General features: G+C 72.0%; 12 protein-coding genes. 1 reads left to right on the plus strand and 11 read right to left on the minus strand.

Annotated features, from left to right (window positions below; translation table 11 throughout):
• From ABD998_RS05040 to ABD998_RS05085, 10 genes are all read right to left on the minus strand, one after another.
• Nucleotides 1-2,652 carry a family 78 glycoside hydrolase catalytic domain gene (locus ABD998_RS05040; RefSeq protein WP_345436552.1) on the minus strand — a complete coding sequence of 884 codons (2,652 nt, stop codon included), beginning with the start codon at nucleotides 2,650-2,652 and terminating at the stop codon, nucleotides 1-3.
• Nucleotides 2,653-2,810: 158 nt separating this feature from the next.
• Complete coding sequence (locus tag ABD998_RS05045) at nucleotides 2,811-3,986, minus strand: glycoside hydrolase family 1 protein (RefSeq protein ID WP_345436554.1); 1,176 nt, start codon at nucleotides 3,984-3,986, stop codon at nucleotides 2,811-2,813.
• 41 nt (nucleotides 3,987-4,027) lie between these two features.
• The gene (locus ABD998_RS05050; protein WP_345436936.1) at nucleotides 4,028-5,728 is read right to left on the minus strand and encodes an ABC transporter ATP-binding protein; all 1,701 of its coding nucleotides are present in this window, start codon (nucleotides 5,726-5,728) and stop codon (nucleotides 4,028-4,030) included.
• A 2-nt stretch (nucleotides 5,729-5,730) separates the two neighbouring features.
• Nucleotides 5,731-6,645, minus strand: coding sequence for an ABC transporter permease (locus ABD998_RS05055; RefSeq protein ID WP_345436556.1), 915 nt, complete (start codon nucleotides 6,643-6,645; stop codon nucleotides 5,731-5,733).
• The gene (locus tag ABD998_RS05060) at nucleotides 6,642-7,622 is read right to left on the minus strand and encodes an ABC transporter permease (protein ID WP_345436558.1); all 981 of its coding nucleotides are present in this window, start codon (nucleotides 7,620-7,622) and stop codon (nucleotides 6,642-6,644) included. Before ABD998_RS05060 ends, ABD998_RS05055 begins: the two co-directional genes overlap by 4 nt.
• Nucleotides 7,619-9,274 (minus strand): ABC transporter substrate-binding protein, encoded by a 1,656-nt coding sequence (locus ABD998_RS05065; protein WP_345436561.1) that lies wholly within the window; start codon nucleotides 9,272-9,274, stop codon nucleotides 7,619-7,621. Before ABD998_RS05065 ends, ABD998_RS05060 begins: the two co-directional genes overlap by 4 nt.
• 147 nt (nucleotides 9,275-9,421) lie before the next feature.
• Entirely contained in the window at nucleotides 9,422-10,510 is a 1,089-nt protein-coding gene (locus ABD998_RS05070) for a LacI family DNA-binding transcriptional regulator (RefSeq protein WP_345436564.1), read from the minus strand.
• 82 nt (nucleotides 10,511-10,592) lie between these two features.
• Complete coding sequence (locus ABD998_RS05075; protein WP_345436566.1) at nucleotides 10,593-11,429, minus strand: aldo/keto reductase; 837 nt, start codon at nucleotides 11,427-11,429, stop codon at nucleotides 10,593-10,595.
• Nucleotides 11,430-11,482: 53 nt separating this feature from the next.
• Complete coding sequence (locus ABD998_RS05080) at nucleotides 11,483-12,757, minus strand: glycosyltransferase (protein WP_345436568.1); 1,275 nt, start codon at nucleotides 12,755-12,757, stop codon at nucleotides 11,483-11,485.
• Between the two features lie 187 nt (nucleotides 12,758-12,944).
• Nucleotides 12,945-15,215, minus strand: coding sequence for a glycoside hydrolase domain-containing protein (locus tag ABD998_RS05085; protein WP_345436570.1), 2,271 nt, complete (start codon nucleotides 15,213-15,215; stop codon nucleotides 12,945-12,947).
• A gap of 89 nt (nucleotides 15,216-15,304) precedes the next feature.
• On the opposite strand from ABD998_RS05085, the gene ABD998_RS05090 reads away from it, so the two are divergent.
• On the plus strand, nucleotides 15,305-16,012 hold the full coding sequence (locus ABD998_RS05090) for a ribonuclease H family protein (protein WP_345436572.1): 708 nt from the start codon (nucleotides 15,305-15,307) through the stop codon (nucleotides 16,010-16,012).
• On the opposite strand, the gene ABD998_RS05095 is transcribed toward ABD998_RS05090, so the two are convergent.
• On the minus strand, nucleotides 15,978-16,874 hold the full coding sequence (locus ABD998_RS05095) for a DUF817 domain-containing protein (protein WP_345436574.1): 897 nt from the start codon (nucleotides 16,872-16,874) through the stop codon (nucleotides 15,978-15,980). The genes ABD998_RS05090 and ABD998_RS05095 overlap by 35 nt on opposite strands.
• Between the last annotated feature and the right edge of the window lie 49 nt (nucleotides 16,875-16,923).

Here is a 16,923-nt window from a genome sequence, read left to right on the forward strand (position 1 = left end):
TTATCGGGTGAAGCGGTGGGTGCCGGAGCCGACCTCGACCGGGTCGCGTCCCGGCAGGTCGACGACGGCGACGACGTTGGGCGGGACGACGACGACGGCCTCCAGCGGGCTGGCCTCCGTCGGGTCGGACTCGGCGGCGTGCCAGGACACGCGGATCTCGCCGTAGACCGAGTCGAAGCGCGCGTCCGCACGCGACACGAGCCCCGCGCGCGGACGGACCAGCACGCGGCGGTATCCGGGCGCGAGCGGCGCGATGCCGCCGACGTCGCGGTGCAGCCAGTCGGCGACGGCGCCGAGCGCGTAGTGGTTGAAGGACGTCATCTCGCCGGGGTTGATGGAGCCGTCCGGAAGCATCGAGTCCCAGCGCTCCCAGATGGTCGTGGCGCCCATCGACACGGGGTAAAGCCAGCTCGGCAGCTCCCGCGTCTGCAGCATGCGCTGTGCCGTGGCGCGGTGACCCGAGATCGTGAGCGCGTCGCTCACGATCGGCGTGCCGACGAAGCCGGTGCCGATGCGATGCCCGCCTCGCTCCACGATCGAGGCCAGCCGGTCGCCTGCCGCGGGAACGAGCTCCTCGGGCAGGAGGCCGAACACGATCGCCACGGCGTACGCCGTCTGCGCGTCCGACATCATCCGGCCCGCGGGCGTCACGTACGCGCGCTGGAAGGCGGCGCGCACCTCGTCGGCGAAGTCGCCGTACACGGCGGCGTCGTCGTCGCGGCCGAGGAGGGCGGCCGCCTCGGAGACGAGGCGCGCCGACAGGTGGGCGTAGGCGGTCGCGACGAGGTACGGGTCGGTCTTCGCCTCGAAGGGGCGGTCCGGCGGAGCCGTCGGGTCGAGCCAGTCGGCGAGCTGCATGCCCTTCTCCCACAGCCCGTCCACGCACTCGCCGCGCACGACGTCGACCCACGCGCGCATGCTCGGGTACTGGCGCTCGAGCACGGCGAGGTCGGCGAACTGCCGGTGCAGCACGCTCGGCACCACCGTCGTGACATCGCTCCACGCGGCCATGGGCGACGGCGGGAAGAGGTTCTGGTCGATGAGCGGCGAGTACAGCGGGCCGATCCCGCCGATGCGCGCCTGGTCGGCGGCGACGTCCTCCATCCACGACGACAGGAACGCCTGCGTGTCGAAGAGGTAGCCGGCGGTCGGAGCGAACACCTGGATGTCGCCCGTCCAGCCGAGCCGCTCGTCGCGCTGCGGGCAGTCGGTGGGCAGCGACACGACGTTGCCGCGCGTGCCCCAGACGACGTTCTCGTGCAGCCGGTCGATGTCGGGCACGTCGGTCGACAGCCAGCCGGTCCGGACGAGGTCGGTGTGCAGGACCTCGGCGACGACCTCGACGTCGCCCTCGGCGACACCCGTGATCTGCGCGTACCGGAATCCGTGGAACGTGAAGCGGGGCGCCCACTCCTCCTCGCCGACGCCCGCGACGACGTACTCGTCCGCCGCGTCCGCGAACCGCAGCGGACGGACCCCGAGCTCGTCCTGCTCGAGCACCTCGGCGTGACGGAGCGCGACCACCGCGCCCTCCTCTCCCCTGATCCGGATGCGGAGACGGCCGACGAGGTTCTGGCCGAAGTCGAGGATGGCCTCCCCGGAGGCGCTGCGCACGACCTGTGCGACGGGGATGGTCCCCGTCACGCGCACGGGAGGGAGCGCCGCCGGCCGGAGCCGCGCGGGGTCGGCCTCGACGACGACCGCGGGGGCCGCATGCGGCAGCGCGGCGGCCGGTGCGAGGCCCGTGTCGGCGAGGCGGGCGTCGTACCGCTCCCCCTGGTAGATGCTCGCGAAGCGGACGGGGCCGGCCGTGGTCGCCTGCCAGGACCCGTCGGTGACGAGGGTCTCCACGGACCCGTCCGCGTACTCGATGCGGAGCTGCACGGAGAGCGCGCGCGGTCCGTGCCAGGTCCGGAGGAAGTCGCCGTCGAACCCGAAGTACTCCCCGTACCACCCCGGCGCGACCCACGCGCCGATGGCGTGGGTCCCCTCGCCGAGCCGGTCCGTGACGTCGGCGGTGGAGAAGAGGAGGCGATCGCGGTACGCCGTCCACCCCGGCGCGAGGAGATCGTCGGAGACCACGTCGTCGTCGATGCGCAGCTCGACCACGCCGTGCGCCGTGTACGACAGCAGCGCCCGGGCGACGGGACGGGAGATCGCGACATCGCGACGGAAGCGGCTCACGCGGCGCGCGGGGCCATCCGCCCGCAGGCTCTCGCGCACCTCGTCGGGGGTCGCGCCGTCGCGCACGGTGGCGGGGGGCGCGGCGTCCGACGAGTCGTCGTCGGCGGCCGCGATGAACGCCGCGGTCCAGTCGGCGGGGACGAGGGGCCCCGCCTCCACGGCGAGCCAGTCGCTCGCGGGCACGGGCTCGCCGTCGACCCCGGTCGGCGCGACGCGCACGTGCGCCGTCTCGTAGGCCGTCAGCGGCGCCCAGGGCCAGGCGACCGACGCGCTCTCGCCGCCCGCGATCTCATGCCGCTCGACGACGTCGCCGCGCCGCAGCTCGAGCACGGCGGATGCCTGCCGCCAGCGCGGCGCGGCCGTCTCGACGCGCCACGTCAGCGCGGGACGGGCGTCGCCCGCGTACCGCGGCGCGCCGCGGCCGCCTGCCCGGAGCTCGGCCACTCGGGCGGGGGTGGTCTGCGACATCGTCGTCCTCCTGCGGTGCGTCTCACGGCCCGCAGCAGCAGCGGCGCCGAGCCCGCGCGATCAATTCCTAGCGATCGCTCGGGTTTTGTATGAAACGATTTAACCACAGATGCGGCGAAGGCGGGAGCCGCAGCTCCCGCCTTCGCCCCGATATCCGCTCAGCCGTCGAGGCCGCCCCGGCGCGCGACCTCGCCGAGCCACGCGAGGCTCGGCTTCGGGGTGCGCGCGAACGTCTCGCGGTCGAATGCGATGAGCCCGAACGTGGGCCGGTAGCCGCTCGCCCACTCGTAGTTGTCGAGCGCGCTCCAGTGCTGGTACGCGCGCACGTCGATCCCATCGGAGATCGCCCTGTGCAGGCCCTCCAGCGCGCCGCGCGTGTACGCGATGCGCCGCGTGTCGTCGGACGTGGCGATCCCGTTCTCCGTCACGAGCACGGGCGTCCCGCCCGAGAGCTCCCACGCCGACCGCACGCCGAGCTCGAGCGCCTCGGGGAAGAACTCCCACCCCGTGAGCGTCGTCTCGACGCCGTCGGCCACGGGCCGCGGGCCCTCCGGGCCGATGAACGTGCGCGTGTACGCCTGCACGCCGACGAAGTCGTCGCCCGCCGACTGCTCGAGGTACCAGAAGTCGCGCGGATGTCCGTACTCGACGAGCTTCTCGTCGGCGCCCGGCTCGCCCGTCGAATGGAAGGCCTGCGTCGCGATCGTCCATCCCGCCTGCACACCGGGAACGGAGTGCAGGATCTCGCTCGCACGACGGTGCGAGGCGAGCAGGGTGTCGGCCACCGCGAGATCGGGGTTGGGCAGGCCGTACGCCACGAGGTTCGCCGCGTCCTCTCCGCCTGCGAGCATCGCCGCGATGTTCGGCTCGTTGATCGTGCACACGTACCGCACGCCCTCGAGCAGCGGCAGCACCGTCTCGGTGTAGCGGGCGAACAGGTCCACGGCGTCGGGCGCCCGCCAGAAGCCGTCGTCCTGGAACCACCGCGGCACCGTGAAGTGCATGAGCGTGACGGTCGGGTCGAGCCCCGTCTCCCGGGCGGTGTCGATCATCCGCCGGTAGTGGTCGAGGGCGGCGCGCGAGACGAAGCCGCGCTCGGGCTCGATGCGCGCCCACTCGATCGAGAACCGGTAGGAGTTCAGCCCGGCCTCCGCGAGGAGGCGCATGTCCTCGGGATAGCGGTGGTAGTGATCGGCGGCGTCGCCCGAGGGCTCCACCATGGCGGATCCCGGAGCGTGCTCCATGACCCACCAGTTGCTGCCGATGTTGTTCCCCTCCACCTGGTGCGCCGCCGTGGCGGCGCCCCAGAGAAAGCCTTCGGGGAATGAGAGCACGGATGCTCCTCTCGCTGGTCGTTTCGGATGGCCGCCCGCGCTCAGCGCGCGCGGGCGGGGTTCGGCACGGCGTCCAGGAGGCCGACCGTGTACGGGTCCTCGGGGTGCTGCAGCACGTGGGCGGTCTCGCCGCGCTCGACGACGCGCCCGCGGTTGAGGACGAGGATGTTCTCGGTGACGAGCCGGGCGCTGAGCAGATCGTGCGTGATGTAGAGCATGCTGATGCCCCACCGCTCGCGGAGGTCCTCCAGCAGGGCGAGCACGCCCGCGCGCAGCGAGACGTCGAGCATCGACACGGGCTCGTCGGCGATGAGCACCTGCGGGTCGCTCGCGAGCGCCCGGGCGATCACGACGCGCTGGCGCTGGCCGCCGGAGAGCTGGTGCGGGAGCTTCGACGCGAACTGCTCGACGGGCGACAGGCCCACGGTGTCGAGCAGCTCGAGAACGCGCGCGCGGGCGTCCCGGCCGCGCAGCCCCGTGTAGTTCACGACGGGCCGGGTCAGCGTGTACTCCACCGTGTGCAGCGGGTTGAGCGCCGCGTACGGATCCTGGAACACCATCTGCACGTCCTTGCGCAGATCGCGGAGCCCCCGCCGGCGCAGCGACGGCACGTCGACGTCGCCGAACCGGATGGAGCCGGACGTCGGCTTCTCGACGCCCGTGATGAGCTTCGCGAGCGTCGACTTGCCCGATCCCGATGCGCCCACGAGCGCGAGCGACTCCCCCGGCTCGAGGCGGAACGACACGTCGTCGACGGCCGTCACGGCATCCTGTCCGCGGCGCGGCGCGGGATACGTCTTCGACGCGCCCTCGACGACGATGGCGGCGTCGGCGCGGCGGGCGTCGCGCTTCGCGACGGTCGGCACGGTCTCGGTCAGATCGGCGCGGGCGGCGCCCTCCGCGCGCCGGGAGCCGGCGTCGACGAAGCCGGGGATCACGATGCGCTCGGCACGCGGGTCGGCGTAGTGGCTCAGCAGCATGCGCGTGTACGCGTCCTGCGGCCGCTCGAGGATGTCGCGGCTCGGCGCGTCCTCGACGATGCGCCCCTCGTGCATGACCATGACGCGGTCGGTCGCCTCCAGGACGATGCCGAGGTCGTGGCTGATGAGGATCGCCGTGAAGTCCTCTGCCCGCTGCAGCGCCTGGATGGTGTCCATCACGGCGTGCTGCACGAGGACGTCGAGGGCCGTCGTCGGCTCGTCGAACACCATGAGCTGCGGCTCGAGCGACAGCGCGATCGCGATGGAGGCGCGCTGGCGCATGCCGCCCGACAGCTCGCCGGGGTACCGGTCGAGCACCTCGGGCTTCAGCCCCACCTTCTCGACGAGCTCGCGGGCGCGGGCCTCGCGGGCGGCCCCCGCGACATGCTCGTGCGCGGCGAAGACGTCGAGGAAGTGGTTCCGCACCGTGCGGACGGGGTTCAGGGCGTTCATGCCGGACTGCAGCACCATCGCGAAGCCGCCCTGGCGCTGTCGGCGCAGCTCCTCCGCCCCGAGCTCCCGGATGTCGCGGCCTCCGAAGAGGATGCGCCCCCCGCTGATGCGCGCCGGCGGCTTCTGCAGGCGGGTGAGCGCGAAGCCGAGCGTCGACTTGCCCGAGCCCGACTCGCCGACGAGCCCGACGAACTCGCCGCGGCGCAGGGTGAACGACACGTCGTCGACCGCCGTGACGGGGGTCGCGCCCGGCGACGCGTACTCGACTGACAGTCCCTGGACATCCAGCAGGATCTCGCGATCGTCCATGCTCATCGCCCCTTTCCTTCCCGCAGACGCGGATTCGAGATGCCGTCGACGCCGAAGTTGATGAGCGTGAGGCTCAGGGCGAGGAGGGCGATGCAGAGGCCGGGCGCGAACAGGAGCAGCCACTGGCCGGTGAGGAGGGAGTTGGAGTTCTGTGCCCAGTAGAGCATCGTCCCCCAGCTGACGATCGACGAGTCGCCGAGCCCCAGGAACTCCAGGCCGGCTTCCGCGAGGATGGCCGCCGTCGCGGCGCCGAACAGCGTCCCGGCGATGATCGACGTCATGTTGGGCAGGATCTCCCGGAACACGATGCGCGCCGGCCCGTCCCCGGAGAACTGCGCCGAGGCGACGAAGTCTCGGCCGCGCAGCGACTGGGTCTGGCTGCGCAGCACGCGCGCACCCCACGCCCATCCGGTCACGACGATGACGGCGATGATCATGAGCATGCCGCCGTTCTGCAGGTACGCCGCGATGACGATCATGAGCGGGAGGCCGGGGATCACGAGGAAGAGGTTGACGACGAAGCCGACGGCCTCCGAGGCGAAGCCGCGCAGGTAGCCCCAGCTGAGGCCGATGAGCACGGCGACGATCGTCGAGAGGATGCCCGCGGCGAACCCGACGACGAGGCTGATCTGCGCGCCGTAGAGGAGCTGGCTGAGGACGTCCTCGCCCGCCGCCGTCGTGCCGAGCCAGTGCTCCCACGAGGCGTCGGCGTTGCGCTCGAACCCGTTGTCCTTCGGGCCGTACGGTGCGAGCACGGGCGCGAAGACGGCGGCGAGCACGAACACGCCGAGGATGCACAGCCCGATCCGCGCCTTGCCGTTGCCCCACAGCGTCGCGACCATGCGGCCGAGCGAGCGCCAGCGGCTCGGGACGGCGATGGGGCTCGGGGGCGTCTTGACGTTCATGGTGGAGGTCATCGGCGGGTCCTTGGGTCCAGCACGCCGTACAGGATGTCGACGAGGAAGTTGGCGATGAGCACGCTCACGGTGATCATCAGGAAGAGCGCCTGCATGAGCGGGTAGTCCTGCCCGATCACGGCGTTGAAGAGCAGGTAGCCGATGCCGGGGTAGCCGAACACCTGCTCGACGAGGATCGATCCGCCCACGACGCCGCCGAGGGTGAGGCCGAAGCCCGTGAGGTTCGGCAGGATCGCGTTGCGCGCGGCGTACCGGATCGCGATCGTGCGGCCTCGGAGCCCGTTCGCCTCGGCGAAGGTGACGTAGTCGTCGCCCAGCGTGTTGATCATCGAGTTGCGCATCCCGATGATCCAGCCGCCGAGCGACGTGAGGAGGATCGTGAGCGCCGGCAGCGCCGCATGCCGGACGAGATCCGAGACGAACTCCCACGTGAGGCCCGGCGTCGTCGTGGCCGCGTAGGCGCCCGTCGTCGGGAACCAGTGCAGCACGTAGCCGAGGAAGAAGAGGAGCAGCAGCGCCGTCCAGAAGTACGGGAACGTGCTGAGGAACGATCCGGACAGGGTCGGCAGCGAGTCGAGCCACGTTCCCCGCTTCCACGCGGCGAGCACGCCGATGAGCGTGCCGACGACGAAGGCGAGGATCGTGACGATGCCGACGAGCCCGATCGTGTACGGCAGCGCGGCCGACACCATGCTCGACACGGTCTGCGGATAGAACGTGTACGAGACGCCGAAGTCGAGGGTCGCGACCTGTCCCAGGTAGGCCACGTACTGATCCCACAGCGAGCCCGTCGGCACGCCCAGCTGGGCCTCGATGGCCGCGCGGGTCGCCTCCGACACGGGGCCGTTCTGCGACAGCTTCGCGATGGCGGCGTCGGCGGGCGAACCCGGCATGAGCCGCGGGAGGAAGAAGTTCAGGGTGATCGCCGCCCACAGGGTGAGGACGAACAGGCCGAGCTTCTGGAGCAGGTACGTCACTTCTCCTCCTCCACCCGCTCGAGCCGCGGGAAGATCGCCAGCGGAGCGGAGTCGTAGTTCTGGGGGATCATGTAGGGGTCGTCGGCCGACGGCCATCCGGTGAACTTGGCGTCGCTGAAGAGCCCCCAGCTGCCGCCGTAGTAGAGGCCGATGACGGGGAGCTCGTCGTAGACGATGCTCTGCAGCTCGCGGATGATCTCGGTCTGACGACCCGGATCGACCGTCGAGCGGTACTCCGTGAGGAGCGCATCGGCCTCGTCGGAGCGGAAGCGCTCGAAGTTGTTCGCCGTCGTCTCGCCGCTGGGCACGTAGAAGTCGCTCGAGAGCAGGCTGTTGAACGACTGGTAGACCTCGCCGTTGCCCATGCCGCCGATCGCCATCTCGAAGTCGCCGTTCGCGATCGCGCTCTGGTACCCGGCGGGCTGCGGGAGCTCGAGCGACACCGCCACGCCGACCTCGGCGAGCTGGCGCTGCACGGCCTGCGCCGCCCGCGTCCAGTCCGAGTAGCCGTTGGCCGTCGTCAGGGAGAAGGAGAGTTGCTCCCCCGACTCGTCGACCAGCCGGTCGCCCTCGAGCGCGTACCCGGCCTCCGCGAACGCCGCGAGCGCGGCGTCTCGGTCCTGCGCGAGGACGCCCTGGTCGGGGATGGAGGGGTCGAGGTACTCCTCCTGGTTGGGGAGGATGAGCCCGGTCTGACCTGCCGGCTCCATGTACCCCTCCGACGCCGTCTCGGCGATCTCGTCGCGGTCGAGCGCGAGCGCGATGCCTCGGCGCACGTCGACGTCGTCGAAGGGCGCCTGCTCCAGGTTGGGGACGAGCGAGATGATGCCCACGGGCGGGAACCACCACTCGTTGCTGTCGCTCGCGGCGCCCCACGTGCCCTCGACGTCGGAGATGAAGGAGTACGCCCAGTCGTACCCTCGCGTCACGGTGTCGAGCTGCGTGTTCGTGGCGGGGAGGATGATGTGCTCGATCTCGATCGAGTCGGCCTGCCAGTACGAGGGGTTCTTGTCCATCGAGTACTGCTGGTCGTTGTAGTTGCCGAGCACGAACGGGCCCGTGCCGACCGGGTCCTCGTTGCGCCAGGTGCCGGGGTCGTCGACCTCGGCCCAGATGTGCTCGGGGACCATGAAGGTCTTGCCGATGATCGAGAGCGCGGGGGCGTCCTCGCCCTGGAGGCGGAACGTCACCGTGTCTCCGTCGGCCTCGACGCTCGCGAGGTGCTGCCAGGCGCCGTAGATGTCGTTGGCGGGCGTGGCCTGGAGCATCGCGAACGTGAACGCGACGTCGTCGGCGGTGAACGGCTCGCCGTCGCTCCAGACGACGTCGTCGCGGAGGGTCATCGTGATGGTCTCGGCGTCGGGCTGCTCCCACGACGCGGCGAGCCACGGGGTGAGCGAGCCGTCGAGCGGGTTCACGAGCACGAGCGGCTCGTAGATCCACCGCGACGCCGTGCGCGTATTCGTGAGGTAGGGGTTGAACGTGCGCGTGAAGAGCGGGTTGCCGTGGTCGGCGTTGATGAGCATCGTGTCGTCGCCGATCGAGGGATCGGGCTGCGACGTGATCTGGATGCTGCACCCGCTCACCGCGAGCGCCGCGGCGGCGAGCCCGACGACGGCGGCTCTGCGCCAGCGCCGGAGTGTGTGCGTCATTGACACGGTGTGACCTCATGTCGTCTCTGTCATAAGGGGTCCGCTCGTGCGAGGGGCCCGCGGCGATGTCGCCGCTGCACGAGTGTAAGCGCATACATTCGCGGATTGCAAGGGCTTGACCGGCGAGCGCGCGTTCCCGTCCGGCGGTCAGGCGCTGCCGCGCAGCACGACCTCGACAGGCAGCCGCACCGACATCGGCGCGGCACCGGGAGCATCGAGACGCCGCGCGAGCACCTGGATGGCCGCGCGGCCGAGCTCGCGCATGGGCTGGCGGACGGTCGTGAGCGACGGCGTCGACAGCGCCCCCGCGTCGATGCCGTCGAAGCCCGTCACGACGAGATCCCCCGGGACGTCGACGCCCGCAGCGTGCAGCGCGTCGAGCACGCCGAGGGCCATCTGGTCGTTCGAGGACATGAGCGCGGCGGGGAGACCCTCGGCGATGAGCCGCTCCCCCACCCGGCGCCCCGACGACCGCGTGAAATCGCCGTGGCGCACGACGACGTCGTCGAGCGGGCATCCCGCGTCGGCGAGCGCCGCGCAGAAGCCCTCCCAGCGCTGCGCGCCGTCGGGCGAGTCGTCGGGGCCGGCGAGGTACACAGGGGCGCGACCTCCCGTGCGTGCGAGCACGTGGCGCGTGAGCGCGGCCATCCCCTCGGTGTTGCTCACCGTGACGTGGTCGTGGCGGTCGCCGTGCCGGGGCCCTGCGAGCACGACGACCGGAACGCGCTCGGCGAGCCGCTCGAGCATGGGATCGGCAACGCTCCCCGCGAGCACGACGAGCCCGTCGACGCGACCCGCCATGTCGCGCACGGTCGCCGTCGCGGGATCGCCCCGGCCGACGCCCACCATGAGCACGAAGCCCCGCCGCCACGCCTCCAGCTCGGCCCCGCGCAGCACCTCGTCCTGGAACAGCATCGAGGCGCGGCCGTCGTCGCGCGGCCCGTCCTCGCGCACGACCGTGTACGGACCCGCCTGGCCGTCGGCGAGGACGTCGAGCGGCGGGATGCCCTCCACGGCGTCGAAGCCGGGGAAGTACAGCCCCAGCACGCCCGTGCGGCGCTCGGCGAGCCCGCGCGCGCTGCCGCTCGGCACGTACCCGAGATCGGTCACGGCATCGAGCACGCGGTCGCGGGTCGCGGGGCGCACGGCGTCGGGAGTGCGCAGCACGCGCGACACGGTCGCGATCGACACGCCGGCGCGCTCGGCGACGTCGTAGACGGTGGGCGCCTTCGTCACGGTGCACCTCCTGCGGTCGTCGACGGGCGCGAACAAGGGTAGCCCCCGGGATCGGCGCGATCCCGGGGGCGTGCCGGTCGGGTCAGTTGAACTCGAGCGGGTGGGCTCCCACGCGGCCCGAGCCGTCGAGGGGGTCGAGGGCGTCGATGGCCGCCACCTCGGCGTCGGTGAGCACGAAGCCGAACACGTCGAAGTTCTCGGCCATGCGCTCCTTGCGCGTGGACTTCGGGAAGACCACGAACCCCTTCTGCAGGTGCCAGCGGATGACGGCCTGCGCGGGCGTCACTCCGTGCGCCGCAGCGGCGTCGGCGACGGCGGGGTTCTCGAAGAGGGGGTACTTGCCCTGGCCCAGGGGGCCCCACGACTCGATGCGGGTGCCGTGGGTCTCGGCCCAGGCGAGCACGTCGCGCTGCTGGTGGGCGGGATGCAGCTCGATCTGGTCGACCGCGGGGACGACGCCCGTGTCGGCCACGATGCGATCGAGGTGCTCCGGCAGGTGGTTCGAGACGCCGATCGAGCGCGCGAGGCCCGCGTCGCGGATCTCGACGAGCTTCGCCCACGCGTTCGAGTAGGTGTCCTTCTCTGGCGTCGGCCAGTGCGTGAGGTAGAGGTCGACGTGCTCGAGGCCGAGCTTGTCGAGGCTCTCGCGGATGGCGTCGTGCGGCTGCTCGCCCGACTGCCGGTCGTTCCAGAGCTTGGTCGTGATGAAGAGCTCGTCGCGCGCGATGCCGCTCTTCGCGATCGCGGCGCCGACGCCCTCCTCGTTGCGGTAGATGGCCGCGGTGTCGATGTGCCGGTAGCCGACCTCGAGCGCCTCGGCGACGGCCTTCTCGGCCTCGGCAGGCGGCACGAGGAAGACCCCGAAGCCGAGCTGGGGGATGTCGTATCCGGAGTTGAGCGTGACGGTGGGAACGGTCATGCCTCCACCCTATTGAGGCACGACCGCTCCCGGACCGGTTCGACGGGAACTCGTCAGACGCGCGCCGCCTGAACGGCGTCGACGCGGGCGAACAGCGCGTCGAACACGTTCGCGCGATCGAACTGCAGGGCGTGCGCGCGGGCGCGCTCCTCCCACTCGGCGCGCTCGCCCGCGTCCATCCCGATCGCGCGGTCGATCGCCGCCGCGATCTGCGACGGCGCGTCGACGTCCACGATGAGCGCGGTGTCGCCGACCGCCTCGCCGACGCCTCCCGTCACGGTGGTGATCGCCGGCCCGCCTCCCGAGAGGGCCTTCTCGGCGAGCGCGATGCCGAACGTCTCCACGAACTCGGGGCGGGGCTTCGTGGGGAGGACGTAGGCAGCCGCCCCCGCGAAGAGGAACGGCTTCTCGGCGTCGTCGACGTCGGTGAGGAACACGATGCGGTCGGCCACGGGCGACGCGGCGGCGAGGTCGCGCAGCTCCTGCTCCTCCGGTCCGCGGCCGGCGATCACGAGCGTCTTCGTCGCCGGCGCCGACGAGGCGGCGAAGCCCGCGATGAGGTCGTCCACGCCCTTCGCCCGTGCGAGTCGGGAGAGATAGAACACGTAGCCGTCGCGCGCGAGGCCGCGAGCGGCGAGGTGGCGGTCGACGGCGTCGTCGTCGAGGCCGAGGAAGAGCGAGGCGTCGATGGCGGGGAAGGAGATCGCGATGCGCTCGGCGCAGCGGTCGCCGTAGGTCGTGCCGTGGCGCGCGTCGAGCACGCGCGCCTCCTGCACGATGAGGTCCTTCGTGTACTGCGACACGGCGACGCAGACGTCGCTCGCGAGGTACCCCTCGAGCACGTGCGCCGCGGCCCCGAAGCGGCCCTGCTCGACGCACTGCCGCACGACGTTCGTCACGTCGGACCCCACGGCCTCGGCGACCGTGACGACGTCGACGGGGAGCCCGGTCCGGCGGGCGACCTCGACCGCGTCCGTGACCGCCGTCGTGTGGGGGCTGAGGTAGAGCGACATCGCGACCGTGGGGGTCCCGTCGGTGAAGAGCTCGACCAGGCGGCCGACGAGTCCCCCGATGTACCGGCCGTCGACGACCTTGTAGTCGCCCACGGGCTCGGGGCGCTCCACGACGATGCCGTCGCTGTAGGGCAGCACCGACTCGAGCGGCTTGAGCGGGAGCCCCGCCGCCTGCAGCCGCTCGATGGGCCACGTCACGATGCGCACCTCGTCGAAGCCGCGGGTCAGCGCTGCCTCGGCGAGATTGCGCGCCTCGCCGGAGTGGCCGCAGATGACGGGATCGGCGCGGACGACGATGACGAGGCGACGGGTCATGGGCGGCTCCTGTTCGGGGGCGGGATGGCCGTCGGGTCGGGGCCCCGACGGCGGTGCGCGCGATCATACGCGATGCATGTGTCGACGCCGTGGCCCCCGCATCACGCAGGGCACGGCGCGCCCGGGGCAGCCCGGGGCGGGGCGCGGCACAGCGGCGCCGGTGCGGGGGCGGGGCGAGGGCGGGTGCTCAGCGGAGCGAGCGCGAGCTCGGCGCCGGCTCGTGCGGGTGCGACGGAGGCCGCTGCGAGGTCGCCCAGCCCGACGGGTCGGGGCCGAGGTCGACCTCGAGCACGCCGCCCTCGCGCAGCGCGGCGCCCGACAGCCATGCGGCATCGCGCGCCGCACCGTTCCACCGCACGCCCTGCACGTACTGCGGCGCGGTGTCGCGCCCCACCGCGTGGAAGCCGTTCGCGACGACGCGGAGCTCCTTCTCCCCCGCGAGCGCGATGCGGGCGTCGGGCCATGCCGGGGCGTTGAGGAGGACGATGTCCTGCCCGGCGACCGGGAACATCCCGAGCGACGCCCAGACGGCCCACGACGACAGCCCGCCGGAGTCGTCGTTGCCGGGGAGCCCGCCCGGCCCCGTGCCGAACATCTGGTGGAGGCCGGCGTGGACGATCTCGGCGGTGCGGTCGGGTCGGCCGGCGTACGTGTACGCCCACGGGGCCTCCATGTCGGGCTCGTTGTTGAGCCCTTCGAAGCGGCCCAGCGCGTAGCCCCCCTCCATCTCCACATCGCCCGGGCGCACGCCCGGCTGGGTGACGGGCGCCGCTCCGAACCCGAAGAAGCGGTCGAGCATGCCCGTGAACGCGTCGTCGCCGCCCGCGAGGGCGATGCGCCCCGCCATGTCGTGCGTGAGGCGGTAGGAGTAGTTGTGCTTCGTGCCCTCGTAGAAGGTCGAGTCGCGCAGCAGCCCGGTGTCGAGGTCGAAGGCGTTCCGCCACCGGCCCGCGAGCGCGAGGCACTCCTCGCGCACCCGGCTGTCGCCGACGACGGCGGCGACCTGCGCCGTGCACCAGTAGCCGAACGCGATGTCGAGCGTGTGCGTGATGGGGTCCGCGCGGCCGTGGGTGAGGAAGTCCTCGCCGTACGTGCGGCGCAGGTCGGAGAGCATGTGCACGAGCGCCCACTCCCAGTCGATCCCCTCGAAGCCGGCCTGGCAGAGGTCGGCGAGGAAGGTGTGCGCGAGCGCGCTCGCCTGCCGGGAGAAGCGGTCGGAGCCCTTGGCCATCCGGTATCCGATGGGGAAGTTCCCCTCCTCCTCGCAGATCGTCACGAGCGCGTTGCCCAGTTCGACGGCGCGATCGGGTCGCAGCAGCGTGAGAAGGGGGAGCTGCGTGCGGTAGATGTCCCACATGGTGCAGAGGTCGTAGACGAACGGGCCCTTGGAGGGCCAGAACGGGCTCTCGTTCATGGCGAGCGACGGCTTGATGAGCGAGTGGTAGAGCGCCGTGCCGAACACCATGCGCCGATCGGCGGTCGCGGCGCGCCGTGCGTCGGCGCCCGGATCGCGCGGGTCGTCCGGCAGGTCGGTCAGCCGGACCTGGCCGAGGTGCTCCGTCCAGACGAGCTCGGTCGCCCTGCGGCGGTCGTCGAACCACCCGCCGTCGGGGCAGTCGGCCTTGAGGTTGCGGGCGGCACGGTCGACGCCACGCAGCGAGAACCCGATCTTCAGCTCGACCGTCTGCCCCTCTGTCGTCGGGCCCGCCCACATCAGGCCGAACGATCGGAGCGTCGTGGGGCGGATGGCGTCGAAGTCGAGCCGCTTGCCGCCGGGCATGAGGCGGCGGTCGTACCACAGCAGCTGGCGCCAGCTCGTCGCGTCGGTCTCCATGTGCAGGGCGAGGGGCGTGCCCTCCACGACGATCTCGCCCTCTGCCTCGCCGGGGCCCGTCGACTCGAGGTGGGCGCGCAGCGGGATGGTCGCGCCGTACGGGATGTCGAGGCCTCCGAGCGAGAGATCGACGACGAGGCGCGCGTCGCGGTGCTTCGGGAACGTGTAGCGGTGCACGGCGCTCTTCTGGCCGACGGTGACCTCGCAGCGGATGCCGTTCGCGAGCGTGCACGCGTAGTACCCGGGAGAGGCCACCTCGTCGGAGATGTCCCACCGCTCGCCGAGCGCGTCGAGCGACCCGAGCATGGGCGTCACCCGCACGTAGTTGTAGTACTTGCGGATGGCGCCCGTGCCGGACTGCTGGAAGTGGGTGATCCCGCTCGCGACGGGTCGGTCGCGCATGCGCGGCGGCACGCCCTCCGTCGAGAGGTCGTACTCCCCGTAGCCCGTCGGATAGGCCCCCGAGTACGCGCACGCCGACACCATGCCGAGCGGGAACGTCGCACCGGGGTGCGTGTTGCCGATCTGGGGCTTCGGCCACCACCACGTCGAGGCGATCCCGTGCGGCGCGGGGAGCTGGGTGGGCTGCGTCCCGATGAAGGGATCGACGTCTGCGAGCTTCACGCGCCCGACGCTACTCCCGCCGTGAGTCGCGGCGGTTACGCGACGGGGCGCGCACGTGTCGCGTCGGGCGTCCCCCGTACGCTGGCGGGATGAGGATCACCGCCGCGGCAGACGGCTCCGCCCTGGGCAACCCGGGGCCCATGGGATGGGCCTGGTACATCGACGAGACCCGCTGGGCGGCGGGAGGAGCCCGCCACGGCACGAACAACCAGGGCGAGCTCCAGGCCGTGCTCGAGCTGCTGCGCGCGACCGCCCCGACCGACGAGGCGCTCGAGATCGCGTGCGACAGCCGCTACGTCATCGACTCCGTCACGAAGTGGATGCCCGGATGGAAGCGCAAGGGGTGGCGCAAGGCCGATGGCAAGCCCGTGATGAACGTCGACATCATGCAGGCGATCGACGAGGCGATGGCGGGGCGCGACGTGCGGTTCACGTGGGTCAAGGGCCACGCCGGCCATCCGCTCAACGAGGCGGCCGACGCGCGTGCGAACGGCGCCGCGCAGGCGTTCCAGCGTGGCGACGAGCCGCAGCGGGGGCCGGGGTTCGCCCCGCTGCCCGGCACGGCGCCTGCCGCGGCGGCGCCCGCGGCGAGCGCGACGGCGGGCGCGGCGAGGGCGACGCCCGTGGTGGACGATGCGCTGTGGGCGTCGGACGACGAGCTCGCGCTCTTCCCGCAGGCCGACGACGAGATGGTGCCCGTCGAGGTGCTGCTGTCGCCCGAGGAGTACGCGCGGCTCAAGGCGCGCGCGTCGGCGTGGGACGTCAGCCCCGCCGAGGCGCTGCGCCGGCTGGTGTGAGTGCGTCGTCGGGTTCGCGCGGGCGGTACACGAGCGTGACGAGCACGACCGAGATCATCATGAGCAGCAGCCACGACACGAGCTTCGCGAGCGAGACCGGCTGCCATCCGTCGGCCTGGTCGGGATAGATCCACGCACCCGCCGCCGTGCCGATGTTCTCGGCGATCCAGATGAAGAACGCCACGCCGGCGAAGGCCGCGAGCACGGGCATCCGCCGCCAGGGGCGTGCCGCGTGGTTGCGGAAGTGCATCGTGCACCGCGCGTAGAGCACGACGACGAGCGCGAGGAGGATCCAGCGCGCATCGGGCAGGAAGTGGTGCGCGAAGAAGTTCGCGTAGATGCCCGCCGCCACGACGGCCGTCGCCCAGACCGGCGGGTAGCGGCGGAACCGCAGCTCGAAGAGCCGGAAGACGCGCACCATGTACGAGCCGACGGCCGCGTACATGAACCCCGTGTAGAGCGGGACGCCCGCGATGCGGAGGACCCCGCCGTCCTCGTACGCCCACGAGCCAACGCCCGTCTTGAAGACCTCCATGACGGTGCCCACGACGTGGAAGAGGACGATCACCCGCAGCTCGCGCCCCGACTCCAGCCGCGCGAGGAGCATGGCCGCCTGGATGGCGACGGCCGCGACGACGAGGGCGTCGGTGCGCGCGACGGGCGCGTCGTCGGGATACCAGAGGCGGGCCGCGACGATCGCGACGAGCATCGCCGCGCCGAACACGCATGCCCACGCCTGCTTCGCGACGAAGACGGCGAGCTCGACGAGCAGGCGCCGCCTGCCATCCGGCTCGAGCGCGTCGAGGCGGCGGCGGGCCCACGCGTCGATCCGCTGCTCGAGGGAGGTGAGGGCGCGCGCCATGCGCCGATCCTAGGGTCGCCGCGTGCGGGGGCGCCGAGCGCGCATCTAG

It is taken from the genome of Microbacterium gilvum (assembly GCF_039543865.1).
Classification (GTDB): Bacteria; Actinomycetota; Actinomycetes; order Actinomycetales; family Microbacteriaceae; genus Microbacterium; species Microbacterium gilvum.